This is a genomic window from Ruegeria sp. CDSC054 (genome assembly GCF_059610645.1).
In genome coordinates, this window is the sequence record NZ_JBXWOA010000001.1 from 142622 (window position 1) to 166027 (window position 23406).

The 23406-nt window shown below is 57.4% G+C and carries 23 protein-coding genes and 1 tRNA gene; 10 read left to right on the forward strand and 14 right to left on the reverse strand.

All coding sequences use genetic code 11. The features are described 5' to 3' along the window. Nucleotides 1–63: 63 nt before the first annotated feature. Nucleotides 64–978, reverse strand: coding sequence for an MBL fold metallo-hydrolase (locus AC2FGC_RS00685; RefSeq protein ID WP_496727181.1), 915 nt, complete (start codon nt 976–978; stop codon nt 64–66). Nucleotides 979–1022: 44 nt separating this feature from the next. On the opposite strand from AC2FGC_RS00685, the gene AC2FGC_RS00690 reads away from it, so the two are divergent. The 3 genes from AC2FGC_RS00690 to AC2FGC_RS00700 all read left to right on the forward strand — a co-directional run bounded on the left by AC2FGC_RS00690 (nt 1023) and on the right by AC2FGC_RS00700 (nt 3142). Then, nucleotides 1023–2342 carry an ATP-binding protein gene (locus AC2FGC_RS00690; RefSeq protein WP_496727180.1) on the forward strand — a complete coding sequence of 440 codons (1320 nt, stop codon included), beginning with the start codon at nt 1023–1025 and terminating at the stop codon, nt 2340–2342. 113 nt (nt 2343–2455) lie between these two features. Further along, nucleotides 2456–2716, forward strand: a complete 261-nt coding sequence (locus tag AC2FGC_RS00695) for a hypothetical protein (protein ID WP_058271760.1) — start codon at nt 2456–2458, stop codon at nt 2714–2716. A gap of 255 nt (nt 2717–2971) precedes the next feature. Continuing rightward, the gene (locus tag AC2FGC_RS00700) at nt 2972–3142 is read left to right on the forward strand and encodes a hypothetical protein (protein ID WP_496727179.1); all 171 of its coding nucleotides are present in this window, start codon (nt 2972–2974) and stop codon (nt 3140–3142) included. Between the two features lie 484 nt (nt 3143–3626). Here the strand turns inward: AC2FGC_RS00700 and AC2FGC_RS00705 are convergent. Beyond that, a tRNA-Ile gene (locus AC2FGC_RS00705) sits at nt 3627–3703 on the reverse strand. Nucleotides 3704–3810: 107 nt separating this feature from the next. Here AC2FGC_RS00705 and purM point away from each other — a divergent pair. The 3 genes from purM (at nt 3811) to rnd (ending at nt 6724) form a co-directional block, all read left to right on the forward strand. Further along, the gene (gene purM / locus AC2FGC_RS00710) at nt 3811–4857 is read left to right on the forward strand and encodes a phosphoribosylformylglycinamidine cyclo-ligase (RefSeq protein WP_496727178.1); all 1047 of its coding nucleotides are present in this window, start codon (nt 3811–3813) and stop codon (nt 4855–4857) included. Further along, on the forward strand, nt 4854–5450 hold the full coding sequence (gene purN / locus AC2FGC_RS00715; RefSeq protein WP_496727177.1) for a phosphoribosylglycinamide formyltransferase: 597 nt from the start codon (nt 4854–4856) through the stop codon (nt 5448–5450). The genes purM and purN overlap by 4 nt, the downstream gene beginning before the upstream one ends. A gap of 116 nt (nt 5451–5566) precedes the next feature. Continuing rightward, entirely contained in the window at nt 5567–6724 is a 1158-nt protein-coding gene (gene rnd / locus AC2FGC_RS00720) for a ribonuclease D (protein ID WP_496727176.1), read from the forward strand. A 6-nt stretch (nt 6725–6730) separates the two neighbouring features. Here rnd and AC2FGC_RS00725 read toward each other — a convergent pair whose 3' ends face one another. Then, nucleotides 6731–7255, reverse strand: coding sequence for a hypothetical protein (locus AC2FGC_RS00725; protein WP_496727175.1), 525 nt, complete (start codon nt 7253–7255; stop codon nt 6731–6733). Nucleotides 7256–7394: 139 nt separating this feature from the next. Between AC2FGC_RS00725 and AC2FGC_RS00730 the strand changes: the two genes are divergently transcribed. Continuing rightward, a complete protein-coding gene (locus AC2FGC_RS00730; RefSeq protein ID WP_496727174.1) occupies nt 7395–7805 on the forward strand; it encodes a SufE family protein in 411 nt (136 codons plus the stop codon). A 3-nt stretch (nt 7806–7808) separates the two neighbouring features. Here the strand turns inward: AC2FGC_RS00730 and AC2FGC_RS00735 are convergent, their stop codons facing one another. The 3 genes from AC2FGC_RS00735 to AC2FGC_RS00745 form a co-directional block, all read right to left on the reverse strand. Beyond that, a complete protein-coding gene (locus AC2FGC_RS00735) occupies nt 7809–8477 on the reverse strand; it encodes a DUF1638 domain-containing protein (RefSeq protein ID WP_496727173.1) in 669 nt (222 codons plus the stop codon). Nucleotides 8478–8552: 75 nt separating this feature from the next. Then, on the reverse strand, nt 8553–9587 hold the full coding sequence (locus tag AC2FGC_RS00740) for a Hint domain-containing protein (protein ID WP_496781281.1): 1035 nt from the start codon (nt 9585–9587) through the stop codon (nt 8553–8555). Nucleotides 9588–9739: 152 nt separating this feature from the next. Then, nucleotides 9740–10438 carry a corrinoid protein gene (locus AC2FGC_RS00745; protein WP_058271755.1) on the reverse strand — a complete coding sequence of 233 codons (699 nt, stop codon included), beginning with the start codon at nt 10436–10438 and terminating at the stop codon, nt 9740–9742. A 300-nt stretch (nt 10439–10738) separates the two neighbouring features. Between AC2FGC_RS00745 and AC2FGC_RS00750 the strand changes: the two genes are divergently transcribed. Further along, entirely contained in the window at nt 10739–11803 is a 1065-nt protein-coding gene (locus AC2FGC_RS00750) for a PA0069 family radical SAM protein (protein WP_496781282.1), read from the forward strand. 54 nt (nt 11804–11857) lie between these two features. Here the strand turns inward: AC2FGC_RS00750 and gltA are convergent, their stop codons facing one another. Together gltA and gltX are read right to left on the reverse strand one after the other, a co-directional pair. Next, complete coding sequence (gene gltA, locus AC2FGC_RS00755) at nt 11858–13153, reverse strand: citrate synthase (RefSeq protein ID WP_496781283.1); 1296 nt, start codon at nt 13151–13153, stop codon at nt 11858–11860. A gap of 121 nt (nt 13154–13274) precedes the next feature. After that, complete coding sequence (gltX, locus tag AC2FGC_RS00760) at nt 13275–14675, reverse strand: glutamate--tRNA ligase (protein WP_496781444.1); 1401 nt, start codon at nt 14673–14675, stop codon at nt 13275–13277. Nucleotides 14676–14753: 78 nt separating this feature from the next. Here gltX and AC2FGC_RS00765 point away from each other — a divergent pair, with 78 nt between their 5' ends. Beyond that, complete coding sequence (locus tag AC2FGC_RS00765; protein WP_496727168.1) at nt 14754–16796, forward strand: ComEC/Rec2 family competence protein; 2043 nt, start codon at nt 14754–14756, stop codon at nt 16794–16796. On the opposite strand, the gene lexA is transcribed toward AC2FGC_RS00765, so the two are convergent. The 6 genes from lexA to AC2FGC_RS00795 form a co-directional block, all read right to left on the reverse strand. After that, nucleotides 16793–17491, reverse strand: coding sequence for a transcriptional repressor LexA (gene lexA / locus AC2FGC_RS00770; protein ID WP_496727167.1), 699 nt, complete (start codon nt 17489–17491; stop codon nt 16793–16795). The two genes, AC2FGC_RS00765 and lexA, sit on opposite strands and share 4 nt — an antisense overlap. Nucleotides 17492–17569: 78 nt before the next feature. Then, the gene (locus tag AC2FGC_RS00775; protein ID WP_496727166.1) at nt 17570–18742 is read right to left on the reverse strand and encodes a molybdopterin molybdotransferase MoeA; all 1173 of its coding nucleotides are present in this window, start codon (nt 18740–18742) and stop codon (nt 17570–17572) included. Continuing rightward, on the reverse strand, nt 18739–19212 hold the full coding sequence (gene moaC / locus AC2FGC_RS00780) for a cyclic pyranopterin monophosphate synthase MoaC (RefSeq protein WP_170413610.1): 474 nt from the start codon (nt 19210–19212) through the stop codon (nt 18739–18741). Before moaC ends, AC2FGC_RS00775 begins: the two co-directional genes overlap by 4 nt. After that, a complete protein-coding gene (trpC, locus tag AC2FGC_RS00785; RefSeq protein WP_496727165.1) occupies nt 19212–20024 on the reverse strand; it encodes an indole-3-glycerol phosphate synthase TrpC in 813 nt (270 codons plus the stop codon). The genes moaC and trpC overlap by 1 nt, the downstream gene beginning before the upstream one ends. Next, entirely contained in the window at nt 20021–21040 is a 1020-nt protein-coding gene (trpD, locus tag AC2FGC_RS00790; RefSeq protein WP_496727164.1) for an anthranilate phosphoribosyltransferase, read from the reverse strand. The genes trpC and trpD overlap by 4 nt, the downstream gene beginning before the upstream one ends. Continuing rightward, nucleotides 21037–21618 (reverse strand): anthranilate synthase component II, encoded by a 582-nt coding sequence (locus tag AC2FGC_RS00795; RefSeq protein WP_496781446.1) that lies wholly within the window; start codon nt 21616–21618, stop codon nt 21037–21039. The genes trpD and AC2FGC_RS00795 overlap by 4 nt, the downstream gene beginning before the upstream one ends. 195 nt (nt 21619–21813) lie before the next feature. On the opposite strand from AC2FGC_RS00795, the gene AC2FGC_RS00800 reads away from it, so the two are divergent. Then, nucleotides 21814–23361: a divergent polysaccharide deacetylase family protein gene (locus AC2FGC_RS00800; RefSeq protein ID WP_496781284.1), complete on the forward strand. Its 1548-nt coding sequence runs from the start codon at nt 21814–21816 to the stop codon at nt 23359–23361. Nucleotides 23362–23406 lie beyond the last annotated feature (45 nt).

Below are 23406 nucleotides of genomic sequence, written 5' to 3' on the forward strand. Positions count from 1 at the left end.
TAACAATCCGTTTTTTGCCCGTCCAGAGGAGAACTGCATCAATCGGAAAAAAATTTGGACAAGTCACGCGGTTCTGAAAAAATTGGCATTTCCCGATAGCGCATCAAGTGTGGAGACTTTTGATTTACCATATAGATCAATTAGATGCGCAAACACGTTGCGCTCGGCGGCTGGCAGCAGCGCGATAGGCGTATCGGTGTAAATGCGCTCGGCAAGTTGGCGGGCGGTGCCGGGCTGATCCTCGAGCGCCGCCAGTATCTGAGCTTCGCGCGTGAGGCGGTGATTGATCAGCCAGTCCAAACGTTCGCCAGGATCGGTGATCGGTGCACCATGGCCTGCGTGAAACACGGACCAGCTCCGGGCGCGCAACCTTTGGCAGGCTTGCATGAAATCCGTCAGATCCCCGTCCGGAGGGGAGACCAGCGAACTGGCCCAGCCCATGACGTGATCCGCTGTAAAGCAGACATTGCCCCATCCCAGGGCGATATGGTTTCCCAGATGACCGGGTGTATGGATGATCTCAAGCTGCCAGTCTTCACCCTCGACCATCTCGCCGTCCGCCAGTTCGATATCCGGACGAAATGCGGTGTCTATCCCTTCACCTCCGCCGACCAGACCTTGATGCGCCAGTTCGGTCATCACTGCACTGCGTCCGGCTTGTGGCCCGCCAAAGGCCAAAATCGGCGCACCGGTCCGTTCTGCCAATGGTGCCGCAAGTGGCGAGTGGTCGAGATGGCTGTGGGTGACGATGATGTGGCTTATCCGTTGACCCGGCTGCATGGCGTTCAGAATCGCCCCAAGATGCGTGTCGCTCAGGGGGCCAGGATCGATGACCGCCAGATCGCGACCTCCCAATAGATACGTATTCGTACCGCGATAAGTCATCGGAGACGGGTTTGGTGCCAGAATCCGCCGCAGGCCAGTTTGTAATTCGGTTGCCTGACCTGGTGGCGGGTTGAAATCGTCGGGCACCTGCATTCTGAGCTCTTTCTCTTGGCGGATCAGCCCGTTAGGTTTAGCGCATGTCCAGTCAATGGCTCAAACACTATATGCCGCGCAGCCTTTATGCCCGAGCAGCACTGATTCTGGTTCTTCCGGTTATCGTTCTGCTGTTGGTGGTTGGGATTGCCTTTTTGCAAAAACATCTTGAGGACGTCACCGCACAGATGACCCGATCCGCGGCGCGCGAAGTGACTCTGGTGCTTGAAACGATGCAGGGGGCCGAGACCCGGCAGCAGGCATTGGCAGCCATACGCCCGGATTTGGTTGCGCTTGAGATGAAGGCCCGCTTTGTCGACCCCGATCAGGATCCATTGACCGACAAGCGGCGGTGGTACGACTTCATCGCACCTCAGGTCGAGGCAAATTTACAGATGCGACTGCCCGATCTGGTTTCTGTGGCCTTGCCTTCGGGTGACGAGGCACGGTTGTATCTGGAAACCGATCTGGGGCTTCTGCAGTTGACGATAGATCGCCGCCGCTTGTCACCCACGGCGCCGCATCAGTTGATTGTGACTATGGTGTTTTTTGCCGTGGTCATGACCACGATCTCATTCCTCTATATGCGCAATCAACTGCGGCCCATCACCCGGCTTGCTGACGCCGCGCAGGCCTTTGGCCGGGGCAGGGTGGTACCCTATTCGCCGGGCGGTGCGATAGAAGTGCGCGCAGCCGGTAGTGCGTTTCTGGAAATGCGGGCAAGAATCGAGCGCCAGATGGAACAGCGCACGATGATGCTGTCGGGGGTCAGTCACGACTTGAGAACACCGCTGACGCGCCTGAAACTGGGCCTGTCCATGTTGCCTGAGGATGAGGCAGCACCGATGCAGCAGGACGTAGACGAGATGCAATTGCTGTTGGATGCGTTCCTCGATTTCTCTCGCGGCGCCGCTGAGGGCCCTGCCGAGGCAATCGAGCCCGCCGCGTTGTTGCGCCAGATTGTCGAAGACGCGCGACGGGCAGGTCATCAGGCCGAATTGGTCTCACTCGAAGGTGACGGCACGGCGATGCTGCGCCCTATGGCCATGCGCCGCGCGGTCGAGAACCTGATTGGCAATGCGGTGCGATATGGCAACCGGGCCGAGGTCAGCCTGTCCCTGACGCCCAAAACCACGCGCATCCGGGTCGAAGATGACGGACCGGGCATTCCGGTAGAGCAGCGCACTGAGGCTGTAAAACCGTTCTCGCGTCTTGATCCCGCACGCAACCAGAATCAGGGCAGTGGCGTTGGTCTTGGGTTGGCGATTGTTGCGGATATTGCCCGCGCACATGGCGGTGTCCTGCGGCTTGGCAAAAGTGAAAGGCTGGGTGGCCTTTGCGCAGATATCATTGTTGGGAGGTGATTTTGGTGGGATCGGAATTTACGTTTTGGTTCTCTGCCATAAGCGGCGCGCAAAATTTTTCTTTGGTCTAAAGCACCGATCACCCCGTACAACCTTTAGAATGGGAGGAAGTCATGACCAATAGTTTCGACGTAAAATCATCGTGGGTATCGGTAATGGATGAAACGAAAAACCCACTAAAAAAATACTCGCTATCCACAGCACACATGCTGATGCAGATGTTGGCATGGATGTGGAGCGCAATCTTCTCGCTGATGGTTGGCAGCTATTTTGTTTTCGGTGTAACCGCATTGGGCCATTTGCTTCTGATCGGCGGGTTGTTTGTCACCTTGGCAGTTTTCCAAAAGGCTGAGGCGACAGATCCTGAAGCGTAAATTCGCCGCCTCATATTAGACCGAACGGCTTTACCCGGGGTTTTTTGGTCCAATTCTTGACCCGCTCCGTATCGCCTTCACTACCCCAACTGCCTCCCGCGTTGTTTGTAACGGTTTCCCTCCGAACAACGCGGGTTTTTTGGAGCGGGAACGAGTGGCTACCCTGGTGTTTAACGGGGTGTAACTCCCCCATTAGACTTGAGGCGCATTTCTATCGTAACGTTACAGAACGTCTTTTGCGGCATAGGTTTAGGTATGGACAACACTGTATTGTATTTCTTGGTTGGTATATTTGTCGTCGGGCTTTTGACGCTTGGATATTACTCAAAAAGCAGTGGTGCATTGATCTCGATTGTCATCGTTGTTGGCGTTTTGGGTGCGATGGTCGGATACTTTGGTGGATACTTCGGTGAACCTCCAAGGTAGGCCTGAACTTCAATTGGAGGTTTGCCGGTGCGCTTTGTCTTTGGAAGCTTTTTTTCAAACTAAAAACGGCACAAAAAAACCAGCTTCGCGGTCCGAGTGAGCGGAGGGGTCGCGAAGCCGGTCAATTTCCTCCTACTGGGTGCTAGTCGGAGGCTGGGATGCACATGTATGGGACGTGCAAGATCATAAAAACATGAATTTACAAGTTTCGCTGAATGGAAATGGGATAGCCAAAAGCCCATTCGAATAGGTGATGTATCCAAAAGTATAGTATGCGTATGTGTCATTTTGTCTTGAATGTACCAAATGGCACTTCCGCTTGAGCGGGGACTCCGAACTCTAGGGGCTTGAATAAGGCTCAGAGTTACTGGGCAACCCTGCAGATTTAGAAGAATGAATCTTATGTTTGAACAGGACAGCAGAAACACCGTGCATTGCTGGTCTGGCAAGCATCTTTAACTGATAGCAAGGAATTAGTAGACGGTGGTAGGCCCGGCAGGACTTGAACCCGCAACCAAAGCGTTATGAGCGCTCTGCTCTAACCAATTGAGCTACAGGCCCGCCTGAGCGCTTTGAGTACCATGGTGAACAGCCGCGTCAAGCCTGACCGTTGCAACAAGTCGCACAATCGAATAACCCGCGCGGGAACCATTCATAAGGGGCTGGCCATGACCACGGGCAAGAACGGAATCACATATGCCGATGCGGGCGTTGATATTGATGCGGGGAATGCCCTTGTCGATCGGATCAAGCCGGCCGCAAAACGCACCAACCGCTCGGGCGTGATGAGCGGGCTGGGCGGCTTTGGCGCTCTGTTCGATCTAAAGGATGCCGGATATCAGGACCCGATTCTGGTTGGGGCCACTGACGGAGTGGGCACCAAGTTGCGCATCGCCATTGATACCGGCGTCGTCGACGGCGTGGGCATCGATCTTGTGGCCATGTGCGTCAATGACCTGATCTGCCAGGGCGCTGAGCCGCTGTTTTTCCTGGATTATTTCGCGACCGGCAAGCTGGATACGGATACGGCGGCGCGGATTATCGAAGGCATTGCCGAGGGCTGTGTGCAATCTGGATGCGCTCTGATCGGCGGTGAAACCGCGGAAATGCCCGGCATGTACCCGGATGGCGATTTCGATCTGGCCGGGTTCTCGGTCGGCGCGATGGAGCGTGGTGCGCATCTGCCGACTGGTGTTCAGGAAGGCGACGTGCTTTTGGGGCTGGCGTCGAACGGGGTGCATTCTAACGGCTATTCGCTGGTCCGCAAACTGGTAGAGATTTCGGGTCTGGGCTGGGATGCCGCCTCACCGTTCAGTGAAGGATCGCTGGGCGAAGCTCTGCTGACACCCACACGTCTGTATGTGAAGCCAGCTCTGCAGGCGATCCGAGCAGGGGGCGTGCATGCGCTGGCCCATATCACCGGCGGCGGCCTTACAGAAAACCTGCCCCGTGTGCTGCCCGAGGGGTTGGGTGCCGAGATTGACCTGAATGCATGGGATTTGCCGCCTGTATTCCGCTGGATGGCGGAAACCGGTGGGATTGTTGAGGCTGAGATGTTGAAGACCTTCAACTGCGGCATTGGCATGATCGTCGCGTGTGAAGCGGATCGCGCGGATGATTTGGCGGCGTTGCTGGCCGATGCGGGCGAAACGGTTGCGCGGATTGGCACTGTGACCGGGACAGCGGGCATGGCCTATTCGGGCACCCTGTTGTGAGCCATAAGCGCGTCGCAATTCTGATCTCGGGGGGTGGCTCGAACATGGTGTCGCTGGTCGACAGCATGACCGACGATCACCCTGCGCGGCCTTGTCTGGTTCTGTCCAATGATGCGAATGCGGGTGGCCTGACAAAGGCGGCAGAGCGGAGCATTCCGACGGCTTCGGTGGATCACCGCCCGTTCAAGGGCGACCGTGCCGCGTTTGAGGCCGAGTTGCTGAAACCGCTGGAAGAAGCGCAACCCGATATCGTTTGTCTGGCTGGCTTCATGCGTGTTCTGACAGGCGATTTCGTGTCACGCTTTCAGGGACGGATGCTGAATATCCACCCTTCGCTTCTGCCGAAATACAAGGGTCTCAACACCCATGCGCGCGCTATTGAAGCCGGGGATGCTGAACATGGATGTTCGGTTCACGAAGTCACCGCAGCCTTGGATGACGGTCCGATCCTTGGGCAAGCGCGAGTAGATATTGAACCGGGTGATACGTCCGAGGCATTGGCCGCCCGGGTGCTGGTATGGGAACACAAACTCTACCCCGCAGTGTTGCGCCGTTACGCCAGTGGGGATCGGACTCCGGTGTTGCTGCCCTGAACGTCTCAGGGCGATTTACACGCGCGTCAAATTCATCCTATGGTCCGCAATACGGCTGGGTACGGAATGAAACAGACAATCAGCCGCACAGAACAAGAGCAAGAACAGTACCGCGCATGAAAACCCTGACGACGACGCAAGAGCTGGCCGATTTCTGCAAGGCCGCGGCGGATTATGACTATGTCACCGTAGATACCGAGTTTCTGCGCGAACGGACTTACTATTCAAAACTCTGTTTGGTGCAGCTTGCGGTTCCATCTGATGATGAAGGCAGCGCCGTTCTGGTGGACCCATTGGCTGATGGCCTGTCTCTGGACCCGCTTTATGACCTGTTTCGCGATGAAAGCGTGGTCAAAGTGTTCCACGCCGCACGGCAGGATCTTGAGATTTTCTGGGTCGAGGCGTCCGTATTCCCGCAACCTCTGTTCGACACTCAGGTCGCCGCGATGGTCTGTGGCTTTGGCGAGCAGGTGGGATACGAGACTTTGGTGCGCAAAATCTGCAAGGAAGGCGTCGACAAAACCTCGCGTTTTACCGATTGGTCACGTCGGCCATTGACAGATGCGCAAAAGACCTATGCCTTGGCGGATGTCACGCATTTGCGGCAGATTTACGAATATCTGGCAGCCCAGTTGAACAAGTCGCAGCGCAGCCATTGGGTGTCCGAAGAGTTGCGCACCCTGACCCAACCCGGAACCTACGATATCCGTCCGGAAGATGCATGGAAGCGGGTAAAAACCCGGACGAATTCGGCCAAGTTCTTGGCTGTCGTGCGCGAGTTGGCGCAGTTTCGCGAAGCTTATGCGCAAGAGAACAACGTTCCGCGCAGCCGGGTGTTCAAGGATGATGCCTTGATCGAGCTTGCCTCGACCAAGCCAAAATCTCCGTCGGACCTTGGTGGTTCTCGCCTGCTGCTGCGCGAGGCGCGCAAAGGCGCGATTGCCGATGGTATTCTGGCGGCGGTGAAACAGGGGGTGAATTGCCCTGCCGATCAAATGCCGCGCGTTGATAACAGCCGTGACAAGCTAAAGATCAACCCGGCGCTCGCCGATTTGCTGCGCGTTTTGCTCAAGTCCAAAACCGAAAGCTCGGGCGTGGCGGCCAAGCTGATCGCCACCAGTTCCGAACTGGACCAGTTGGCTGCGGGCGAGCGTAAGCTGCCTTCGATGTCAGGCTGGCGATTTGAGGTGTTTGGCGAGGATGCCCTGAAACTGTGTGACGGCAAGATCGCTCTGGCCGCCAAGGGGCAATCCGTACAAGTCGTGTCGCTTTAGCGGCGGTTAGCGCCGCCGGGACTCTAGTGCATTCTGTTCACCACGAACGCGAACCAAACGGGTGTTTCGCAGCTCGGCCCGGCCAAGCGTCGTGGCACCATTGACCTCACGCGATTTTTCAGAGCCCTGATTGGTCGCGTAGCTTGGGTAGCTGACTTCGAACGTGTATTCCAGAATGCCGTTCTTTTCGTTTTCTTCGCTTTCCACGGGGACAAGGCGCGCATTATAGGCGCCCTGTCTTGCGGCCGTACCTTTGACATAGACGATTGCCCCGGTAGACGTGGGATCGATGCGCAGCTCATCTACCTTGGTTATGGCAAAGCCGATCACTTCCTTTTCGGGTCGCGAAAACAGGCCCGGGCCGTCGCGCCCCTGGGGCACCAGAGCATCGGCTTCGTTTACGGATACTTCAGTAGGGGCGGGTGTACTGGACCCGAACCAATTGGTCGGGTTCACGCGCGACTCGCTCCAGCCGCTGCAGGCGGCCAGTGTAAGCGTGCCGACCAATAGAAGAGGTGTTGATTTTTTCATGGTCCCAAAGCCCAGAGAAGTATTTTCAGCAATGGGTTATCGTAAATTCCAAAGATTGAAAACCCACACCGGGGCTAGACAGGTGCCCAACGGAGGCCTAGGTCACAATTGTGATCGCAACAAAAAGGACCACACCGAAATGGCAACGCCCGCCTTTGAGGAAATCGTCGAGGATTTCGAGTTTCTGGATGACTGGGAAGACCGGTATCGCCATGTCATAGATCAGGGTAAAGCGATGGAGCCGCTGGACGATGCGTTCAAAGTACCCGCCACTAAGGTGCATGGTTGTGCCAGTCAGGTGTGGCTGCAGCCCACGATCGAGGGGGGCGTTTTCCGGTTCGACGGCGACAGCGACGCGTTGATTGTGCGCGGGCTGATTGCGGTGTTGCGGTCTTTGTATAATGGCTTGCCTGTTGGCGAAGTCCCAAAGGTCGACGCGGGCGGCGAGTTGGCACGCCTTGGGCTGAATGATCACCTGTCCGCACAACGCTCTAACGGCTTACGGTCAATGATCGAGCGTATCCGCGAAGTCGCGCAAGAGAACGCCTGACGATCAGGCGGTCGACTTGCGGGCGGCCCACTCGGTCAGGGTGGTTTCCAGATCCCCATAGCCGGTGAACCGGCGTTCAAACGTCAAACCCATGCGTTCGGCGCATTCCTGAGCGCGGGCCGTCAGGTCCGGATCGTCTGTCTGGGCTTGATAGACAAGCTTGGTATAGTTCCCGAAATACATGTCCCGCAGTTGGGGGTGACGGTCCAGGCCAAGCGGTTTCCACACAAAGGCATCGAACTGGCGGGCCAGAAAATCCGTCAGGTAGAAGGCTGTTGTTTCATCATCGCCATGGTCTTCAAAGGCTTGATTTCCTTCGAAAAAGGAATAGCAGTGCGGGCCTTTGATCATCTCAATGCCCATCTCTTCGCAAGCCTTCTGCAACAACCCTCCGGTACCACAATCGGCATAGACGACGAAGATCTGGTCAAAGCTACCGCGGTGCTTGGCAACCGCTTCTTCGACGGCCTGCGTGATCCTTTCAGGGTGGACGTGCAGTATGGCGGGCAGGCAGGTCAGGGTCATATGATCCCAGCCGTTACGCTTTTTCAGATGCAGGATTTCACGCGCCAGTGCACCGCAGGCCAATAGCAGTATGCCGCCTTGCCGAGTGTCTTCGGTATAGCCTTTTGTCGTCAGGCTTACGTCATCCGGTGTGGTGTTCTGCTGCATCGTCAATTCCCTGAAGGATTGCAGCATCAAAGAATGAATGCCGGATCAAGGCAAGTCCGCTTCCGACATCCCGTGTCAGGCCACCGACGCACGCGTTTCAAAAGATTGAGGCGATGGGCGGGCAGGGGGACCATAGGCGGTGATCCCGTGACTGGCCAGTTCCGGAAACAGCGACAGGATCTCTTGCCGTGTGTCATCCTCAAAACTGTTCCACGCCTGGATTCCAGGGTGAAAGCTCTCGCTCAGGCACCCTTCGCCCCAGATCAGTTCGTGCTGGTCGAACATCAGGTGATAATAGGTCACAAGACCGCCGGGCTTCATCACGATATCGCGGCCATTCACCAAATGCTTGGCAGGCGCCAGCGCCTCAGCGTGGCCCGTATGCAGCTCGACCCGCCAGTCGCTGATCAGCATCCTGTGCTGTTGCGAGACCAAGAGATCGCGATCATTGCCAAGCGCACCCGCCCTGATCAGCACAGGCGTGAACACGCCTGCGGCACGCGCGGTCTGAGAGCCAATCCAACGCAGTGTTTGCAACCCATGATCCAGCGTCGGAATTTTGTCACCCACGCGCAAATTCTCGACCTCGACCAAACCACGTTCCGTTTTGATCAGAGTGCCGGTTGCGAAACATCTGGCGATGTCCCAGGATTCACGGTCAGCGTTCAAACCCGTAGTTGTGGCGGTGTTTATACTGTTGAGCGTTAGTGACCTGATGCCCGCAAATTCCAATGCGGCCTGATCGCTGTTGGCTGAGAATTCTGGAACCAGAAAAGTGTTCCCGAGCGTGTCTTGCGCGATGACTGCCGTTATGTCTGCCGTTGTGCCGTCGACATACGTAATTGTCGCATTGTAGGCGACAGCTGCATCGAAAGTGGTCGCAGCGCCATCAATTGCAAAAAAATCCACGTCAGAGTTGGCGTTGTTTTCGTAGGTTCCACCAGGGTTTCCTACCGGTGTCCAAACGACAGCGTCGTCAAGTAATGGATCACCCGGACCACCAAAAGTTTGTCCAACCAAAGCGCCCGCGTTTTCAGCGGTGTTGTTACCCTCAGTCGGGTCGATGATTGCAAGATTACCAAGAAAAATAGCATTGAATGTCGTCGGCATTCCGTACCCCAAAAACTCTTTAACCAAACCCGCGTAACAAACTGGGCCTTAACTACAGGCTTAATTTGTCCAAATTTCCATGAGTAGCAAGCCCAAAAACGAAAAAAGCCGCCCTTTAAAGGGCGGCCTTGATCATTTCCCTGTGAGCAGGATCAGCCGGCAAGCTGGTTGTGCTTGCGCGAAACAAAGTCTTTGGCCGTTTCCACCGCCACAGCGGCGTCACGGCAATAGGCGTCTGCGCCGATGGCCTTGCCGAATTCCTCGTTCAGAGGGGCACCGCCAACCAGTACGATGTAATCTTCACGCCGTCCCTGTTCGATCAGCGTGTCGATGACCACTTTCATGTAGGGCATCGTTGTGGTCAGCAGGGCCGACATGCCCAGAATGTCTGGCTGTTCGGAATCCAGTGCTTCCAGATAGTTTTCGACCGGGTTGTTGATGCCAATATCCACGACCTCAAAACCGGCTCCTTCCATCATCATTGACACCAGATTTTTGCCAATATCATGGATGTCGCCTTTGACGGTGCCGATCACCATCTTGCCGACCCGCGGCGCGCCGGTTTCGGCCAGCAGCGGCTTGAGGATCGTCATCCCACCTTTCATCGCGTTGGCCGCCAGCAAAACCTCCGGCACGAACAGGATGCCGTCGCGGAAATCGTGGCCCACGATGGTCATGCCACCGACCAATGCTTTGGTCAGGATGTCATATGGTGTCCATCCGCGTTCAAGCAGGATGTTCACACCTTCTTCGATCTCTTCTTTCAGGCCGTCATAAAGATCGTCGAACATCTGCTCGACAAGTTCGTCGTCGTTGAGTTCGGACAGGACGATGTCTTCTTCATCGGACATGGGGCATTTCCCTGTGCTGGGCGGGCCATCGGCCCGTGGTGGCATTTTTTCCGTTTTGGCCATTTCGTCGCAGTTAGACTGTTACGATTGCGACCTTGGCAGTTCCGGGACCGACCTATACGTCAAATTGTTTGCGATCACGATGGAATTATCTGCAACAACATCCTGCAATCTGTTCACAACCGGGGAAAAACCGGTCGTCCAGGATCGGGGGCGAATAGGGCGGTTCGCGCAGTTTTCCTTGTCGCATGGCGATTCAGGGTCTATTGATTCATGAGCAAGAACATAACGGGAACAAATATGCCTGCACTCAACATAAGGGCCCGCGGCGTGGCCAGCAATGAATCAGGCAGATTCGAACGCTTTGCGACCGAGGCCTGTGACGATGGCTGGGAGATGGAAGAAGAACTTCCCCAGCTCAGAACCGAGGTCCGAGAAGAGGTAGCGCGCAGTGTGGTCACCTACAACCGATCGCCCGATCTGCCGTTTGACCGCTCGATTAACCCGTATCGCGGGTGCGAGCATGGGTGCGTGTACTGTTTTGCCCGCCCGACACATGCCTATCTGGGATTGTCACCGGGATTGGATTTTGAAACCCGGCTGATTGCACGGCCAAACGCGGCAGAGGTCCTTAGGAAAGAACTGTCCTCAGCCCGGTACAAAGTGGCGACCATTGCGATGGGAACAAACACCGACCCGTATCAGCCGATCGAAAAATACCACCAAATCACACGGGCTTGCCTGCAGGTCTTGCAAGAGTTCCAGCACCCGGTCGCAATCGTGACCAAAGGTGCGATGATCGAGCGGGACTTGGATATCCTTACCCCTATGGCGCAACTTGGATTGGTTCGGGTCGGCATTTCGTTGACAACTTTGGACCCAGGCTTGTCTCGACGTATGGAACCACGCGCGCCATCCCCTGTAAGACGGCTGGCGACGATCCGACGGTTGACCGATGCAGGAGTGCCGGTACGCGTCATGACATCGCCTTTGATACCGGGTCTGACGGATCACGAATTGGAATCCATGCTGGAAGCCGGGCGAGACGCGGGCGCTGATTCCGCAACCTGGATCATGCTGCGCCTTCCGCGCGAAGTCTCTGAGCTGTGGCAATCCTGGCTGCATCAGCATGAGCCGGCGCGAGCTGAAAAGGTCATGTCCAAACTGCGCGAAATGCACGGTGGTCGTGACTATGACCCGCGTTGGGGGCACCGCATGCGGGGGGAGGGTGAGTATGCCGGGCTGGTGGCCAAGCGGTTCAGCCTCGCGGTCAAACGATTGGGGTTGGCCACAAAGACACAGCCACTACGATGTGATCTGTTTTCCAGGCCCGCGCAAGCCGGGGATCAACTGACGTTGTTCTGAAACGAAGAACGCCCCGGACAAGGGTCCGAGGCGTTTCGAAATTGTAACCGGCTATCAGCGGTTTTCGATGTCCACATAATCGCGGGTCGTTTCGCCCAGATACAGCTGACGCGGACGACCAATTTTGTTCTGTGGATCTGCGATCATCTCTTTCCATTGGCTGACCCAGCCAACGGTGCGCGACAGCGCGAAGATCGGCGTGAACATTGAGGTGGGGAAACCCATCGCCTCGAGGATGATGCCCGAGTAGAAGTCCACGTTCGGGAACAGTTTCTTTTCGGCAAAGTACGGATCTTCCAGCGCTTGCTTTTCCAGTGCCTTGGCAACCTGCAGCTTTGGATTGTTCTCGACGCCAAGCAGTTCAAGCACTTCGTCGGCTGATTGCTTCATCACAGTCGCGCGCGGGTCGAAGTTCTTGTAGACGCGGTGGCCAAAGCCCATCAGGCGGAACGGGTCGTTCTTGTCCTTGGCGCGGTCGATGTATTCCGGAATACAATCGACGGAACCGATCTCTTCCAACATCTCCAAACACGCCTGGTTTGCGCCACCATGGGCAGGGCCCCAAAGGCAGGCCACGCCCGCCGCGATACATGCGAACGGGTTGGCGCCCGACGAAGATGCCAGACGCACGGTCGAGGTAGACGCGTTTTGTTCGTGATCCGCGTGCAAAGTCAGGATCCGGTCCATCGCACGGCTGAGGATCGGGTTTACCTCATATTCTTCGGCGGGAACCGCAAAGCACATGCGCAGGAAGTTGGACGCGTAGTCCAGATCGTTGCGCGGATAAACGAAGGGCTGGCCGATGTGATACTTATAGGCCCATGCGGCGATTGTCGGCATCTTGGCGATCAGACGATGCGAGGCGACCTCGCGCTGATGCGGGTCAGATACGTCGGTCGAGTCGTGATAGAATGCCGACATTGCGCCAACGACACCCACCATGATCGCCATCGGGTGCGCATCCCGACGGAAGCCGCGATAGAAATACTGCATCTGTTCGTGCAGCATGGTGTGGCGGGTGATGGTGGTTTCGAACTGCTCGAGGTCTTTGGCGACCGGCAGCTCTCCGTACAAAAGCAGATAGCACACTTCGAGGAAGTGCGATTTTCCGGCCAGCTGGTCGATCGGATAGCCACGGTGCAGCAGCTCACCTTTTTCGCCGTCAATATAGGTAATGGTGCTGTCACAGCTTGCGGTCGACGTAAAACCGGGGTCGTAGGTGAACACTCCGGCATCGCTGTACAGCTTACGGATGTCGATGACGTCAGGTCCAGCGGTCGGAGAATGAACCGGCAACTCGTACGTTTCACCATGGACTGTCAGAGTGGCTGTTTTATTGCTGTCGGTCATAGTGTCCCTTCCTCATTCTTACGCATGTCGAATCGCTGTCCGACCTTGCGGGCAACGGCTGCGCGCGGGCGCGCAGTCCGGGTGTTAGCGGAGCAGCGTTACCCAAATATGAAGATTGGGTTTACGTCGCTGCGTCAGAAAGCCGGGCCAGGGTTTCTTCCTTCCCCAGCACAAGCATCATGTCAAAAACTGAAGGCGTCACTGCCCGACCTGCCAACACGGCCCGCAACGGGCCCGCCAGTTTGCCGAACTTAACCTCTTTCGCTTCTGCAAACGAATTTAGGGTTTGCTCCAGTTCGTTTCGCGTCCAGCTAGCATTTTGCACGTGCGGCGTCAATTCACTCAGTATACCATCGGATACTGAGGCCAGTGCTTTTGCGGCCTTTTCATCCGGCTCAATTGGGCGAGATGTCAAAACAAAGTGAGCTTTTTCAAGAAGTTCCGGGAACATGCGCGCGCGGTCCTTGAGGCAATACATCGCACGTTCCAGATCACCGGATTGTGTTTCCGTGAGGTCAGGCAATTTCGCCGCCGCCAGATAGGCTTCGATCTCTTGCCGCAATGCAGCATCACCCGCGATGGCGATATGCTGTCCACACAGATTTTCCAGCTTTTTCAGGTCGAAACGGGCAGGGCTTTTGCCGATTCCATCCAGATCGAACCATTCCTTGGCCTGTTCGTCAGTAAAGAATTCATCATCGCCGTGGCTCCAGCCCAAACGCGCCAAATAATTGCGCATTCCAGCCGCGGGGTAACCCATGGCCTGATATTCCTGCGCGCCCAACGCGCCGTGGCGTTTGGACAGCTTTTTTCCATCCGGCCCATGGATCAGAGGGATATGTGCCCAGACAGGGACGTCCCATCCCATCGCCTCATAGATCATCATCTGTCGCGCAGCGTTGTTCAGGTGGTCATCGCCGCGGATCACATGGGTCACGCCCATGTCGTGATCATCTACCACGACCGCCAGCATATAAACCGGAGTGCCGTCCGACCGCAGCAGGATCATGTCGTCCAACTGATCGTTGCGAATGGTCACATCACCCTGAACCTGATCGCGGATTACCGTCGTGCCGTCCTGAGGCGCCTTGATGCGGATCGCAAACGGAGCGTCCGGATGGGAGGACGCGTCTGCATCGCGCCAAGGGCTACGGAACAGGGTCGATTTCCCCTCGGCCCGCGCTTGTTCGCGGAAGGCCGAGACCTCTTCCTGCGTTGAAAAGCACTTGTACGCCTTGCCCTCAGTCAGCAACTGATGCGCCACCTCGGCGTGACGTTCGGCACCCTCGAATTGACTAATTACATCGCCGTCGTGATCAAGACCCAGCCACTCCATCCCTTGCAGGATTGCAGCCGTTGCTTCGGGGGTCGAACGTTCACGGTCGGTGTCCTCGATCCGCAACAGGAACTTGCCGCCGCGGCCGCGGGCATAAAGCCAATTGAACAGCGCCGTACGGGCCCCGCCGATATGCAGGAAACCGGTTGGGGACGGGGCGAAACGAGTGACGACCTGATCGGACATTGTGTGGATTAACCTTTTGGTAACCGTGTCGGGCATAGATTGGCGCCTGTCTAACGAGCCGGAAGGACGGGGGCAACCATGCGTGTTCTGGCACGGGTCGAGACCGCATTACTGAACCAGACAGGGTATTTGTTTCAGTGGTCTCCGGTGTGTTTGGCAGTCGGTATTGGTCTGTATTTCAGCCTGCGGTTTGAACCGGGGTGGATGATCTATGCAGGCCTCGTTGCCGTGATCGCGATTTGCTTAGGCTTGGTGCGCTGGCTTCCGTCTGGCTGGGCTGCGTTGACAACAGGGGGGGCGCTGATCGCTGCCGGGTTTATCCTGGCGGGCGGGCGCGCCCACACGGTGGCAGAGCCGGTCCTGTCCTGGCGTTATTACGGCCCGGTCGAGGGGCGGGTTGTAGCCATGGATCGCTCTGCGTCGGATGCGCTGCGGATTACGCTGGATCGGGTGCGTATAGGTGATGTGCCCGGTGACCGGCGGCCGCAGCGCGTCCGGCTTTCCTTGCACGGAGGCGCACGTTCGCTGGCGCCCGGCCAAAGGATCATGACCACTGCCCATTTGTCGCCCCCTCAAGGTCCGGTGGAACCGGGAGGATTCGACTTTCGGCGACACGCGTGGTTTCAACGGCTGGGGGCCGTGGGATACACCCGAGTTCCGGTGCTGATCGCTGCGCCCCCGCAGCCCGAAGGCATCCGCACTACGGCATGGCGAATGGCGATTTCCCACCATGTCCGCACGATCCTGCCGGGTGAGATTGGCGGGTTTGCGGCCGCCGTCACAACGGGTGATCGCAGCGGTATGGGGCAAGAAACGCTAAAGTCACTGCGCGCATCCAACCTGGCGCATCTGTTGGCGATTTCGGGCCTCCACATGGGCCTGCTGACCGGGTTCGTCTACTTGATGTGCAGGCTCTTTTTCTCAACCATTCCTGCGCTGGCTCTCAGATTGCCTGTGCGCAAACTGGCGGCTGTCTGTGCGATGTTCGCAGCCACGATCTACTTGTTACTGTCTGGGGGGAATGTCGCCACGGAACGCGCCTTTGTCATGGCGAGTGTCATGTTGATGGCCATACTGATCGACAGACGCGCGATTTCCCTACGGGCCGTTGCGGTCGCCGCACTTATTGTACTCATTCTGCGCCCCGAATCCTTACTTAGCCCGGGGTTTCAAATGTCTTTTGCCGCAACGACAGCGCTTGTGGCGGTGTTCGGAGCGTTGCGTGACATTGGACCGATGCCGGGGCCAAAGTGGCTGAAACCTGTTGCGGGCCTACTGATGTCCTCAGCTATCGCGGGATTTGCAACCGCGCCAATTGGTGCGGCGCATTTCAACACATTGTCTCACTATGGTCTTCTGGCCAACATGCTGTCGGTGCCGGTCATGGGCATGGTTGTCGTCCCTTCGGCCGTGGTGGCAGCACTGCTGTCGCCATTCGGCTTTGAGATAGTGCCGCTGGCAGTGATGGGGCTGGGTTTAGAGTGGATTCTTGCGGTTTCGCAATGGGTATCGGGATTTGACGGCGCGCAAGGATATGTTGTCAGCCCGCCGACCCCTGTCCTGCCGCTAATTGCGCTTGGCGGCCTGTGGCTTGCGCTGTGGCAAGGACGGGCCCGATGGGTTGGGGTGGCACCAATGGCCGTGGCGTTGTTGTTATGGGGGCAGGGAAATCGCCCTGAAATACTGGTTGCGGATAGTGGCGGTCTTGTTGGCGTAATGACTGAACAAGGACGCGCCTTGAGTAAGAAAAAGGGAAGCGGGTTTGTCGCAACCGTCTGGCTGGAAAATGATGGGGACGGGGCAGATCAGTTGCAGGCGGCCAGCCGTTGGCCGCATGATTCCGGCACCATTCAACGGTATGACTGGCAGGGCAAAGAGGTGTTGCACGTTACAGGCAAACGCGCGGCGCGCGGGTTCAGTGCCTGCAATACCGATCAGATCGTGATTTCTCCCGTGGCGCTGCAACTGTCCGGTGGCTGTGAAGTCTTCGATCCGAAACGGCTGCTGGCAACGGGAAGTCTGTCCCTGTCGGGCGGCAAGATCACAACGTCTAAAGAGGCGATGGGCGACAGGCTCTGGTCCCCGAACACATCCGGGAACCGGGATACCAAGCAGTTTTAGTAGCTGCGGATCAGTCCAACCAGACGACCCTGCACCTTGACCTTATCTTCTGGCAGAACGCGGGTTTCATAGGCGGGGTTCGCGGCCTCAAGCGCAATCGCCTGACCTCGGCGGAAGAACCGCTTCAATGTGGCTTCCTGATCTTCGACAAGAGCAACAACGATATCGCCGTTATCGGCAACCGAGGTTTCCCGGATTACCACTACATCTCCATCGTTGATCCCTGCGTCAATCATCGAGTCGCCGCGCACTTCCAGTGCGTAATGCTCACCCTTGCCGGATACCATTGAACCGGGCACGGCGACGCGGTGCGAGACATGGCTGATCGCCTCAATCGGGACGCCGGCGGCGATGCGGCCCATCACTGGCAATTCCATCGCATCCACGGTCACCGGCTCAAAATTCGCGGGGCGGGGGCCGGACGGCTTGTCGCCTTCTATCACACGCGGCTTGAAGGCCACTGTGGGTTCTCCACCCAGGCTTTCCGGCAGTTTGACGATTTCAATGGCCCGCGCACGGTGCGCCAGACGCCGAATGAACCCACGTTCCTCTAGAGCCGTAATCAATCTGTGGATGCCAGATTTGGACCTGAGGTCCAGCGCGGCCTTCATTTCATCGAAACTAGGCGGAACACCATCCGCCTGAACGCGTTTGTGAATGAATTCCAACAAATCCAACTGCTTCTTGGTCAACATTGCTCACACCTCGTCGGTCATGCGTTTTCTTTTGTTCTACGCATGTTCACGTTTTGTGTCAACGGATTTGAGCGGGATTTAGATCGGCAGGTATTGAACCTCATCCCCGGCAGGTCGGGCGGGGTCATGCGGAATCCTCACCAACAGAGCGTTTGCCTGCGCCAAAACGCTGAGCAGTGAACTGTCCTGATCGGAACATGCGCGAATGCCGGTTTCATCCAGCATAGCCCGCATGTAATGCTCACGCGGACCGTTTTCGCCGAGCGGTTCAGCAAGCCTTGCGGTTCGCAATGGGGGCAGTACCTGTTCGACACCCAACATCCGACGCACCATTGGCAACAGGAAGAGATAGCCGCAAACCATTGCACTAACAGGATTTCCGGGCAAGCCGACCATTGCCGTTTGTCCCAATCGACCTGCCATCAGGGGTTTGCCGGGACGCATTCGGATCTTGTAGAAAGATTGCTCCATTCCCAGCCGGGTTGAGACATCTGACACCAGATCGTAGTCTCCAACCGATGCGCCGCCGATGGTCACAACCAGATCCGCTCCTTCGGCCAGTCCGAAGGCAGTTTGAAGCGATGACACCGTATCGCGCGCGACCGGAAGGATGCGGACGTGCGCGCCAGCGCCCTCCAGCAGTGCTTTCAAGCCAAACGTATTGGATGCGATGATCTGATCGGGGCCCGGGGTTTCGCCCGGCATCACCAATTCATCACCGGTGGAGATCAGCGCAATAACAGGCTTTCGAGTCACTGGTACGGTCGCAATATTCATCGCCGCCATCAGCGCGATGTCCTCGGCGCGCAACTGACGTGGGGCCGAGATCTTTGTGCCTGCTTTGAAATCGACGCCCGCAGGTCTGATATTCGATTTTGGGCCGGGTAGGTCCGAGATTGTGATCAGGTCGCCGCGACGTTCGGTATCTTCTTGTATGACAACGAAATCAGCACCTTCGGGAACCGGGGCACCAGTGAATATGCGCACCGCCTGTCCGGGCCCGACGCGACCGGTGTAGCGGTTGCCAGCTGCCGACTCGCCGATGACCTTGAACATGGCGTGCAGCTCGACCTCGGTCGATTTCAGCGCGTAGCCGTCCATCGAGGACGCTTCAAATGGCGGCTGGTCGCGGGTGGCCTCGATATCCTGAGCCAGAACACGACCTGCGGCGTCGGACAAAGCAACGGTCTCGGCTGGAAGGGGCGAGACCAGTTCAAACAACAGCGCGCGGGCCTCTTCGACGGTGATCATTTTGCTTCGTAACGCCCTGATTTACCGCCATCTTTCAGCAATACACGGATACCGCCAATTTCCATCGCCTTATCCACGGCCTTGGTCATGTCATAGACCGTTAGCGCAGCCGTGGACACGGCGGTCAGCGCCTCCATCTCGACACCGGTCTGGCCCGATGTTTTGACTGTGGCTTCGACCAGCACGCCGGGCAAGTCGGGATCCAGCGTCAGTTCGACTGCAACTTTGGTGACTGGAAGCGGGTGACACAAAGGGATCAGATCAGGCGTTTTCTTTGCGCCCATGATGCCCGCAAGACGTGCCACGCCCAGAACATCACCTTTCTTAGCGCGGCCTTCGGAAATCAGATCAAAGGTGTCCTGCGCCATTTTGATGTGACCAGCCGCCACGGCGACGCGGTCGGTGACTTCCTTGTCCGAGACATCGACCATATGGGCCTGTCCCTGAGCATCAAAATGGGTCAAGGGCATCACATGACTCCGGGGATCAGAGGGCTTGCGAGAAGGTGGCGGGTGGCTGCTGCCACGTCGTCCTGACGCATCAGGCTTTCACCGATCAGGAAGCTGCGCGCGCCGTAACGTGCGATGTCGGCCAGATCTTCAGGCGTGCTCAGACCGCTTTCGCAGACGATCGTCCGGCCCGCTGGCACAAGCTTGGACAGGTGGCGAGTGGTATCAAGAGATGTCTCGAAGGTCTTGAGATTACGATTGTTTATCCCAATCAGTGAGCTTTTCAGCTCTGCTGCACGTTCCAACTCGTTCTGGTCGTGAACTTCGATCAGGACATCCATACCCCAGTCGAATGCAGTCTGTTCCAGTTCAGCGGCTTGCGCGTCGTCGACCGATGCCATGATGATCAAGATGCAATCCGCACCCAAAGCACGCGCCTCGACCACTTGATAGGGGTCGTACATGAAGTCCTTGCGCAGCGCTGGAAGTGAGGTGGCAGCCCGGGCTTCGGTCAGGTATTCTTTTGCACCCTGAAAACTAGGCGTGTCGGTCAGCACCGATAAACACGTAGCGCCGCCTTCCTCATAGGCTTTGGCCAGAGCGGGTGGATCGAAATCCGGGCGGATCAGACCCTTGGACGGGCTGGCTTTCTTGACTTCGGCTATCAGGCCGTACCCCCGACGCGCTGCTGTTCGAAGCGCATCGGCAAAACCGCGGACCTCTGGCGCGTTGCGGGCCTCGTTTTCCAGTGTTTCCAGCGACTTCTGCGTCTTGTCTGCCGCAACTTCTTCAAGTTTGTAGGCTTTGATCTTGTCCAGAACCGTCTCGGTCATGCGGCCTCCTGCGTAATTCGGGCCAGGGCCGCGATTTTGTCTTTAGCTTTTCCGCTGTCGATGCTTTCCCGCGCCTTGGCAGCGCCGTCTTTCAGGTCATCAGCAGAGCCAGCAACCACAAGGGCTGCGGCAGAGTTCAACAGAACAGCGTCGCGGTAGGCCGATGGCGCGCCGTCCAACAAGGCGCGGAAGGCCACGGCGTTTTCCTCGGGCGTTCCGCCGATGATATCCTCGAACGGGTGGACCGGCAGCCCTGCGTCTTCAGGATGCAGCTCAACCTCTTTCACAACGCCGTTTTCCAGCGCAGCGACCCAGCTTACACCGGTGATCGTCAGCTCATCCGTGCCATCCGATCCGTGTACCAGCCAGGCATGTTCGGCACCCAAAAGGCCCAGCGTTTCCGCCATTGGCCGGATCAAGTCTCGACTGAACGCGCCGGTCAGCTGACGTCGAACACCAGCGGGATTGGTCAATGGGCCAAGGATATTGAATATCGTACGCGTTCCCAGCTCTTGTCGGCTGGGCATGACATGGGCAATTGCTGGATGATGCATGGGGGCCATCATAAAGCCAATGCCGACTTCTTGCAGTGCTTTTTCAACGGTTTGTGGGCCAACCATAACGTTGATTCCCAATTGTCCCAGCGCATCTGCAGCGCCTGATTTGGAGCTCAGGTTTCGATTGCCGTGTTTGGCTACAGTAACGCCCGCACCAGCAACGACAAACGCCGTGGCGGTCGAAATGTTCAGTGTACCTTTGCCGTCGCCACCGGTGCCGACAATATCCATCGCGCCTTCCGGGGCTTTGACGGCGTTGCATTTCGCGCGCATCACGGCGGCAGCGGCTGCATATTCGTCTACCGTTTCACCACGTGTGCGCATCGCCATCAGCAGGCCGCCAATCTGGCTGGGCGTGGCTTCGCCGTCAAACAGAATACCAAAGGCCTGTTCAGCCTCGGCACGCGTCAGGGGCCGATCGGCTGCGGCTCCGATCAGTGGTTTCAGAGCGTCGCTCATGCAGGAACTTTCATCTCGGACAGGAAATTCTTGAGCAGGGCATGGCCATGCTCTGAAGCGATTGATTCAGGGTGGAACTGGACGCCGTGGATTGGCAGTTCCTTGTGCTGCAGCCCCATGATTGTGCCGTCTTCCAGCTCTGCCGTTATCTCAAGAGTGTCGGGCAGGGTGTCACGATCCACAATCAGCGAGTGGTAACGGGTCGCCTCAAACGGGGTGGGCAGGCCCGCAAAAACACCTTTCCCGGTGTGATGCATCATTCCCATCTTGCCATGAACGATTTCGTGGCAGCGGACAACGTTGCCGCCAAACACCTGACCAATCGTCTGATGGCCAAGACAGACACCCAACAGCGGCGTTTTTGTTTCAGCCGCCGCTTCAGTCAATGCCAGACAAATCCCGGCCTGATCGGGATCGCATGGACCAGGGCTGAGAAGGATCCCCGCGGGGTTCATGGCCATGGCTTCTTGCACATCCAAGGCGTCATTCCGCCGAATGACCATTTCGGTGCCAAGTTCGCCTAAATAATGTACCAGGTTGTAGGTAAACGAGTCGTAGTTGTCGATCAGCAGCAGCATTTGGGCACTTGTCTCGGCTTGGGCATTTCGGACTGGCGATACAGCCCCTGGCCACGGTATAATGTCGGGACATACATGCTCAGGCTTGCGGGGCAGCGTCAAGAGGACATCCTGTTCAGGGCGCAATCGCAGGCCAAAGGCGCGGTAAACGGCGTTGAGGCGATCGAAGCAGGATGAAGGCGAGAGGCAGTTAAGATGGGCGGATTTCTAGGCGGGATGATCGCAGGGGCGGTCGTTGTTGGTCTGCTTGGTGCGGTACTATCCCTGAATACCCCGTTGACCCGAAAACCGGTTGTGAACGCCGAGGCGCCCGAGCCTGCACCGGCGGCGGCCCCCGAGGTCAGCACCGAAGCGGCCGAGACGGTGGCAGATGCCGATCTGGTGACCGCGCCGCCGGTGGCATCCGATGCTTCCGGGGATCAAACGGACAATCTTGCCGGACTGGCGGACGTGGAGACTGTGCCAGACTCTGAGCCGACGATCAGTGAGGCTGTCACGCAGGTCGAAGGGGTCGAAATACCTGACACGGCTGAGGTAACCATATCAAACGAGGCACCGGTTGTGCCGCAGTCGCCTGCGCAATTGCAGCCATTGCCCAGTACCGAAGGTGAGCCGATCATCTCGGAAACCGCGCCCGAGCCGCCGGTTGCACTCAAGGAAGAAGAAACCATCGTTGAGGTTGAGCCGCAGCCTGCGCCGGAGGTTCTGGAAATACTGCCCGAGCCGGAAGTAGAACAGGTGCAGCCCGAAGTTGCTGAGACCCAGCCTGAAGTCGCAGAGGCATTGCCGGCAATCATCGAAACAGAAAATGAACCCGAGCCGAAGCCCGAACCCACGGCAATCGAACCGCAGACGCCTGAGGTCGATCCACTTGAGAACAACCCGATTGCCGTAGAAGGGGAAGAAGACCCGCAGCTTAAGAAGCTGCCCCGGATCGCGGCGGTCCCGCAGATCGGCGGTGAAGAAACGGATACCGACGGTTTGACCGTTGGCAAACGAGTCGTCCCGCTGACTGAACGCGATGACGCGCCGGTCTCCGAAGATGAGCAACCCGCGATACTTCTGCCCGGTAAGCCAATTGATGCCTATGCCGCCAAGTTCGAAAACCCCGAAGCCAAACCGCTAATGTCGATCATTCTGATTGATGATGAAGGGGCCTTTGGAGCCGAGGCGTTGAAGGATTTCCCGTATCCGCTCAGCTTTGCTGTCAGCCCGTCTGACCCTGATGCGGCCGAAAAAATGGCCCGCCATCGCGCAGCGGGTTTCGAGGTTCTGGCGCTTGCCGATTTGCCCAAGGCGGCCAGCGCGCAAGATGCTGAGGTTTCGATGGCTGTGTGGCTGGACACTCTGCCGGAAACCGTTGGTATTCTGGAAGGCGTGGGAACCGGCATTCAAGGTAACCGCAAATTGGCCGATCAGGTGGCTGCAATTGCCGGTGATACCGGGCGCGGGCTTATCACTCAGGATAATGGCCTGAACACCGTACAGAAACTGGCCGCGCGCAACGGCATCCCTTCCGGGGTCATCTTTCGCGACATCGACGGTGCCCGTCAGGACCCCACGATCATGCGACGTTTCTTGGATCAGGCGGCGTTCCGGGCTGGTCAGCAGGGAACTGTCGTCATGTTGGGACGGCTGCGCCCGGACACGATCTCGGCCCTGTTGCTATGGGGACTGGAAGATCGCGGTGGCCGCGTGGCCATGGCCCCGATTTCAGCGGTCATGACGCAAGAAGCTCAGTAAGGCTGATAATGAAAAACGGCTGACCATCAGGTCAGCCGCAATTCC